The organism is Bradyrhizobium sp. (genome assembly GCF_016462955.1).
GTDB lineage: Bacteria > Pseudomonadota > Alphaproteobacteria > Rhizobiales > Xanthobacteraceae > Bradyrhizobium.
This window is the reverse complement of the sequence record NZ_JAEMSD010000255.1, coordinates 1-7,502: the sequence shown is the minus strand read 5'-3', so window position 1 is coordinate 7,502 and position 7,502 is coordinate 1. Positions and strand designations below refer to the sequence as shown.

6 protein-coding genes and 1 pseudogene are annotated in these 7,502 nt (G+C 66.2%); all 7 read right to left on the bottom strand.

Going from position 1 to position 7,502, the window contains the following annotated elements; all coding sequences use genetic code 11:
• On the bottom strand, positions 1-580 hold a 580-nt coding region (locus tag JHD07_RS23370), incomplete at its 3' end, for an ATP-binding protein (protein ID WP_291626306.1).
• A 282-nt stretch (positions 581-862) separates the two neighbouring features.
• Complete coding sequence (locus JHD07_RS23365) at positions 863-1,546, bottom strand: hypothetical protein (protein ID WP_291626303.1); 684 nt, start codon at positions 1,544-1,546, stop codon at positions 863-865.
• Between the two features lie 99 nt (positions 1,547-1,645).
• The gene (locus tag JHD07_RS23360) at positions 1,646-3,802 is read right to left on the bottom strand and encodes a hypothetical protein (RefSeq protein ID WP_291626302.1); all 2,157 of its coding nucleotides are present in this window, start codon (positions 3,800-3,802) and stop codon (positions 1,646-1,648) included.
• Between the two features lie 1,003 nt (positions 3,803-4,805).
• Positions 4,806-5,549, bottom strand: a complete 744-nt coding sequence (locus JHD07_RS23355; RefSeq protein WP_291626300.1) for a hypothetical protein — start codon at positions 5,547-5,549, stop codon at positions 4,806-4,808.
• A gap of 109 nt (positions 5,550-5,658) precedes the next feature.
• Complete coding sequence (recF, locus tag JHD07_RS23350) at positions 5,659-6,795, bottom strand: DNA replication/repair protein RecF (protein WP_291626298.1); 1,137 nt, start codon at positions 6,793-6,795, stop codon at positions 5,659-5,661.
• 46 nt (positions 6,796-6,841) lie between these two features.
• Positions 6,842-7,117 (bottom strand): GIY-YIG nuclease family protein, encoded by a 276-nt coding sequence (locus tag JHD07_RS23345; RefSeq protein ID WP_291626296.1) that lies wholly within the window; start codon positions 7,115-7,117, stop codon positions 6,842-6,844.
• A gap of 68 nt (positions 7,118-7,185) precedes the next feature.
• Positions 7,186-7,502 (bottom strand): annotated as a pseudogene (locus JHD07_RS23340) (DNA polymerase III subunit beta); the annotation flags it as partial.

Here is a 7,502-nt window from a genome sequence, read left to right as displayed (position 1 = left end):
TCTTGAAGGTCTCGGGCGAGGCCATGAACGTCACTTCGGTGCCGCGCCTGCCCGGGGCATCGGCGACGACCTTCAGCGGCGCGACGGCATCGCCATGTGCGAACTCGATGTAGTGCTCCTTGTTGTCGCGCCAGATGCGAAGCATCAGCTTGCTGGACAGCGCGTTGACGACGGAGACGCCGACGCCGTGCAGGCCGCCCGAGACCTTGTAGGAGTTCTGGTCGAATTTTCCGCCGGCGTGCAGCTGGGTCATGATGACTTCGGCGGCCGAGATGCCTTCGCCCTTGTGGATGTCGACGGGAATGCCGCGGCCGTCGTCGCGCACGGTGACGGAATTGTCGGCGTTGAGGATGACGTCGACGCGCGTGGCATGGCCCGCCAGCGCTTCGTCGATCGCGTTGTCGACGACCTCGTAGACCATGTGGTGCAGGCCCGAGCCGTCGTCGGTGTCGCCGATATACATGCCCGGGCGCTTGCGGACGGCATCGAGGCCCTTGAGGACGCGGATCGATTCCGCGCCGTAGTCGCTCGGATTTGAGGGCTCGTTTTCGGCAGCGGGCTGCCGAGCAGGTTCTGTCATGAGAGGCCTTCGAGATGTCGCCCGAATCAGCGGCGCTAAGGCGCTGATTTGCGGGCCATTTGTGCCATGAAAGACCGCCTGCGCCTAGCGCAAAGTATCCTCCGGCAACCCTTTGAACAAATAGGGTTTTTTGGCTGGTTTTCAAGGCTTCTGAACGGCGGTTTGGGGCGCTGCAAAAAGCCCGATTCGAAGGCCCGTTCTGGGGCTCCGGAAAGCGTGGACTTGCGGGGCGCAGTGGCCTGTTCCGAGGCGTCGCCGGGCCCCGGACATAGGCCACTGGATTCAGTAGACCTGGGAGGGCTCCTTATCGTCGCTGAGGGACCATGCCTCGCCTGCGGCCACGGTGATGGTATCGGTGCGCATCCGAAGGCCCGACACAAGCAGCGCGCAGGAATAGGTGCCGGGCGGCAGATCCAGCACTTGTGGATGATTTTCGCCGCCCGCGATCTTGATGGTTTGATCGTTGATCACAAGCGAAGCCACGTCTTTCACGAGATAGCCGAAGATCAGCCGCGCTTGTCCTGCTGTCGGCAGGACATCGGCCCTGGCCGCGGCTTCCGGATTCCTTTGCGCCAGGTTGATCGTGGTCGCGCCCTTGGCGCGGCCAAGCTTCAACGTGGCCGGGCCGTTTGGAGAGGCGAAGGCGAGCTGCACGCGATCGGCGGCGATTACCGCATCATCCGGCTTCTCGTGCCAGCCGCGCTGCCCGAGCTCTCTGCGGTAGAAGGCAAGCACCTCGCTGAGCTCGGCAGGCACGCGGGCTTCGATCTCGAGCCGGACGGGGGTCGCGGCACCACGCGCATGCGTGGAGCGGGATTGACTGAAGCTGCTTTGCTTCGGCGCTGGCATTTCGACGCCGGGATCTGCGGTCAGCGGCTCCCTCGAACAGCCTGCGAGAAGGGTGAGGGCGCACACCAGCAGCCGCCATCCCGCCCGGACCTTCGTCCCCTGCCTTGCCGTCGTCATGCCCACTCTCCGGGGATGCGGGTCTTCGCGCCTCCCGACGACTAGTCGTCCCGCGCACGGGACAGGTTCACCCGGCCGTTTCGGACGCAGGCGGCGGGTTCAATACATCTGCACCGGCAGCACGTCACCGTTCGGGCCCACCAGGAGGCCCCAGGCCTCGCCGGCGGCCACGGTCAGGGACTCGCTGCGTGCGGGGCGGCCGGGCAGGCGCAACGCGTACGCGTATTTGCCGGGCGGCAGGTCGAGCATCGGGCCTTTCGGTGATTGCGGGCCGCCGGCGCCGGCTGCGATTTTCACGGTTTGCTTGTTGATCGTGAGCGAGACTTCCTTATCGCCCAAATTGCCCGTCATCAATCGGGCCTGTCCCGCCTTCGGCATGATGTCGGCCTTGGCCGCGGCATCGGCATTCTTCTGCGCCAGGCTGACAATGGTCTCGCCCTTGGTGCGGCCAAGCTTGAGCACGGCGGGACCTTGCGGTGAGGTGAAGTCGATCTGCGCGCGTTCCGCTGCTACAACTGCGCCCGCGGTTTTCTCCTGCCAGCCGCGCTTTGCAAGCTCGGTCCGGTAGAAGGCGAGAACCTCGTCGAGCGAAGCGGGGATGCGGGCCGTCAGTTCGCTGCGGAGCGGCGCTTCGCCCCCGGGGACCTTCGTGGTCTCGAGCGCTTTGGACGAACGCTGCGTCGGCACCGGCAGGGGGGACTCGGGATCGGGCTTGAGCGGCTCGGCAGATCGCGCCTGCGCCTCCACCTCCGCGCCGGCCGCGGGCTTGGCCGCTCCCGTCACCAGACCCGATCCATCGGCGCGGACATTCACCTTCGGGCCCATCTGCATCACGGTCATCGAGATCGACTTGCCGCCCTTGGAGAACGCCATCACAGCCATGTTGGGCTGGTTGATCACCGAGGGCTGCTCCTTCCAGCCCGAGCTCTTCAGCGTCGAGCGATAGAACGTGCTGAGCGCCTTGACGCTCGATGCCGAGGAGAATTGCAGCCGGCCGTCGCCGCCTTCGAATTTCACGTCTTCGGCGTTTTCAGGCAGCGGCACCGGCGTCTTGCCGTCAGCGAGCGCATTGAGCGGAGCGTCCGACAGGGACGCGGCCTGCGTCTTGCGCCTGATATCATCGGCCGCAATGAGCTGCTGAGCCGTACCCAAGGCATCGCTCAGGAACTTCGCGTCGGCCTCCCTCTTCGCCTTGGCACGGGCGGCGAGCGCGGATTCCTTTACCTGCGCGGTCAGGCTGACCATGGTGAAATCATATTTGCGGCCAAGCCGCAGCACGCCCGTTTCCTCAGCTGAGGAGATCTTGATCGCCACCTCGTCGCCGGGCGCGAGCGGCGCGCTGCCGTCCTCCTGCCACCCGCGCGCAGCGAGCTCACGGCGGTAGAAGGCGAGCACGGCAGGCAGCTCGGCGATCGCGGCGGCCGACATCTCGCGCGTGTTGGAGCTCGTGCTGCCGAGGCCCCTCGCAGATCTGGTCGGCTTGGGCCGCGGCAGGCCGGCCATGTCATCGTCGGCCTCGAGCACCTCGGGCAGCGCGAACGGCGCCACCCTGATCTCCACATTGGTGCGACCGTCGTCGCGGCGCATCAAGGTCAGCATCACCGGCTTCTGCTTGTAGAACTGCGTCGTGTCGCCGCCGGGATGATCGTAAAAGAAGCGCGCGCCGTTCGGCACCGTCTCGCCGAGGTCGGCACCGGGCCAGCGGGCGGCCGTCTCGGGCGTGAGCTTGCGCCAGCCGATCGCCGCCATCTCCTTGGCGAAGAAAGCGGCGGTTGCATCTAGGGCGCCAGGCGCGATGCAGCCGAGATAGGGCCGGGTCTCGTCGAACACGAGTTCGGTCGCGCCGTCCGGAAACGGCACATTGGAATAGATCCGGTTCGGCGTGTAGGACACGGCGGACTGGCCGCGGGCCTGCGTGAAGGAGGCACGGAGCCCTTGGCGTCCCTTCTTGAAAGTCTGCGCGGAGCTGTTCTCGTTCAGTGGATACACATAGGGCACCCAGCCGTCCGCACTCAGCAGCTTCTTCGTGGCTTCCGACGCGGCGGCAACCCCGGTCGGCACGGTGTATGTCACACGGTGGGTGTCCCGGCGCGAGCTATCCTCCACCGCGCCCTCCAGCCGCGGCAGGAGATGGACGTCGACGATGCCCTCGTCGGCCGCGCGCGCGGGACGTGAGGCGCTCGCCATCGCGAGCATACCGCAGGCAAGCAGCAGCCATCTTGCCGGGACTTGCGTCCCGCGCCGGATCATCGGCATCGTCAGAGCTCCGGATTTGGGCGCGGCGTGAAACCCGCGCAATTGCAGGCTGCGGCACCGTCGGCGCGGCCTCAGACGAGAAGTCGTGGCACGAACCGGCCAGGTTCAACAGGCTGCGCAGGAGCTGCGCGGTGCGAGGCAGGGCTCAATAGCTGCAGCGGCGGCCACGGCTCTCCAAAGCGCCCGACCGTGAGCTCCCACGTATCGCCCGCGATGGTCAGCATGCTCGTGCTGGCCGGACGACCCGGCACGCTCTCGCCGTAGGCGTATTTGCCGGGCGGCAGGTCCATCGCAACGGCGGTGGGCGCCGGCCTGGCCGGCGGCAGGCAGGACGTTCGTCCGGGTCGCGACCTCGAGATTCGTCTGCGCCAGCTGCAGCGCCGTCGTTGCGCGCGCGAACTCCAGCGCTGCCAGCCTCTGCTGCGCGGGAAAGGCGCCGAGGCAGCGTCGCGATGGGTGAGGGAATTAGCCCCTGTTCTGCAACCGCTTAGCGGGGGCCGAACTCGACCAATATCGGACCGGGATTTTGCCCACGGTCGTAGACGATTGTTCGCGGATAGCGCATTTCGGGCAGGCTAAGGACGACCACAGTGGTCGCGGCGGCAGTGACCAATACCAAGACACCGCAAGTCGCGCCGAGGGCCGTGAACACGCGCATGGCCTGCTGCTTCGCTGCGTCCCTCTTCACCGCCCTGAGAGCTGCCCGCCCTCGCATGACCGATTGCATCGCCACGTCCAGGCTCAAGGCTGGAAGGAGCGCCACCGCTCGCATGAACCACCAACTCAAGACACCAGCGATCGTCAGCAGCTGGACGGCCGCTTGCTTTCTCTGATGAGACCCCACTTCAGCCCCCAATTGTCGCGGGAATTCGCAGTTCCCGCCCCTGCACGCCCATGCCTGCACGGGTGCCCGAGGCCCGTCTTTTTAAGCAATACAACTGATCCGGGCAATACCGAATCGCGCGCGCATTCAGATAGGATAAACATGCAAAAGACAGACAGGTCAATAAAGCTGGAGCGGTGGCCATGGCTCTCCGTTGCGTCCGACCGTGAGCTCCCAGCTATCGCCGGCTGCCATGGTGAGCATGTTCGTGCTGGCCGGACGGCCCGGCACGCTCACCCTGTAGGCGTATCTGCCGGGCGCCAGGTCCAGCGCGACGGCGTTGGCGCCGGCCTGGCGCGGGATGGTACGCTCGTCGATTGTGAGCACGGCTTCGGCCTCGCCGATATTGCTGAACACCAGCCTGGCCTTGCCGGGTTCGGGCAGGACGTTCGTTCGGGTCGCCACCTCGCGATTCTTCTGCACCAGCTGCAAAGCGGTGCTGCCGTCCTTCCACGCGAGCTCCAGCGCTGCCGGCCCGACCGGAGAGACGAAAGCGAGCCGCGCATGATCGGCGCTGACCAATGCGTCATCCGGCTGTTCCTGCCAGCCGAGCTTTCGAAGCTCGGCACGATAGAAGGCGAGGACGTCGGCGAGTGTTGCGGGCACGCGCGCCTCTAACCTGGTTCGGAGCGGCTCTTTGATGCCGGGCATCACGGTGGTGTGGATTCCGCGATAGCTGTAACGGGTCGGTGCGGGCAGCCTGGCAGCAGGGTCCAGCGTCAGCGACGTCGAGAACAGCGGCGGCAGGCTGGAGACCAGGGCGCCGGCGCTGGCCGCAAGCAGGCAGCTCGCGAGGAGGGCGAGGCCGCACGCAATGAGTTGCCATCGTGCCGGAGCTTGCGCTCCACGCCCCACCGCCGCCATGCTCGTGCTCCAAGGATATCGCGCATGCCTGAAATCCTGCGCGATGGCCGCTGCTCGCGGCCTCAAGCAGCTAGTCGCGGCCGCAAACAAGCGGGTTCAACCCGGAGGCCTAGCGTCGGGCCGAGACTCGTCCGCTCTCGACGTCAAACACTTCGCCGCCTGCGCCAATGTCGGCGAAGGCGGCAGGGTCCGCACCGGTGAGCCAGACCTGCGCGCCAAGCTTCGTCAGCTCCGCGAACAGCGCCGCGCGGCGGTTCGGATCGAGATGCGCGACCACCTCGTCGAGCAGCAGCAGCGGCGCGATGCCGGTCATTTCCGCCACCAGGCTCGCATGCGCCAGCACGAGGCCGATCAGCAGCGCCTTCTGCTCGCCGGTGGACGCATCGCGCGCGGGCATGCTCTTGGGCGCATAGACGACCTGGAGGTCGGTGAGATGCGGACCATCGGTGGTGCGGCCGGCAATCGCATCGCGCGGACGGTTGTCGCGCAGGATCTGGCGGTAGCGATCCTCGACCGACGTCGCGGTCTCCTGCAGCAGCGCGTTCTCCATCCAGCCGTCGAGCGCGATTTGAGCCGAGGGGAAGGCGGAGTCTTGCGCGCGCGCGTTGAGCATGCCGGTGAGTCTTGCCGCGGTCTGGCCGCGCGTTGCCGCCACGGCGACCGCAAGCTCCGCCGTCTCGCGCTCGATCGCGTCGCACCAATGGTCGTCGTAATTGCGCGTCTCCAGCAGGCGGTTGCGCGAACGCAAGGAGCGCTCGAGCGCGTTGATGCGGCTGGAATGCTCGCTGTCGATCGCGAGCACCAGGCGGTCGAAGAAGCGCCGCCGCTCGGAGGCTGCGCCCATGAACAGCCCGTCCATTGCCGGCGTCAGCCACACCATGCGGATGTGGTCGCCGAAGGCGCTGGCCGAACCCACCGGCTCGCGGTCGATGCGGCAGCGCCGGCTGACGGATGCGTCCGCGCGCGGCGGGTCGATGCCGGTGCCGAGTGTCGCCAGCCCCAGCGCGCCCTCGACCTGCGCGGAAACGGCCCAGGAGCCGTCGCCCTGGTTGTCGGCGACATCCTCCAGCGTCGCGCGGCGCAAGCCCCGTCCCGGCGACAGAAACGAGATCGCCTCGATGCAATTGGTCTTGCCCGCCCCGTTCGGCCCGACCAGCGCCACCATGTCAGCCGCCGTCTCGAGCCCCGCCGCCCGGTAATTGCGAAAATGCGTCAGCGTCAGGCGGTGAATGCGGGAGGGAGTCATGCTGTCTCGTCATTGCCGGGCTTGACCCGGCAATCCATCGTCCGCATCAGCGGACTATTTCATCATACAGGTCTTGCCACGCGGGGTTGCTTTTGACGATCAGGTCGATCTTCCACTCGCGTGACCAGTGCTTCATGTTCTTTTCGCGCTGAAGGGCAGCGGCGATCGTGTCGTGTGCCTCGAAATAAACCAGGGTCTTCACGCCGTAACGCTTGGTGAAGCTGTCTGCCAAGCCTTCGCGATGTTCATAGATGCGCCTGACCAGATTGTTCGTGACGCCGATGTAGAGCGTTCCACCGGGCTTGCTGGCGAGGATGTACACCCAATAGGTCTTCTTGTTCGATGGATGGCCGGGTCAAGCCCGGCCATGACGAAAAGAGAGAAATCGTCTCACACCCGCATCGGCATCAGCACGTAAAGTGCGCTCTTGTCGTCGCGGTCCTGCACCAGGGTCGGTGAGCCAGGGTCGGCGAGCCTCAAGGTCGCGACGTCGCCTTCGATCTGGGCGGCGATGTCGAGGAGGTAGCGGGAGTTGAAGCCGATATCGAGGGCATCGGAGGCGTATTCGACCTCGAGCTCTTCGGTCGCGCTGCCCGAATCCGGGTTGGTCACCGACAGCACCAGCTTGCCCGCCGAAAGCGACAGTTTGACCGCGCGGCCGCGCTCGCTCGAAATCGTCGAGACGCGGTCGACCGCGTTCTCGAAAT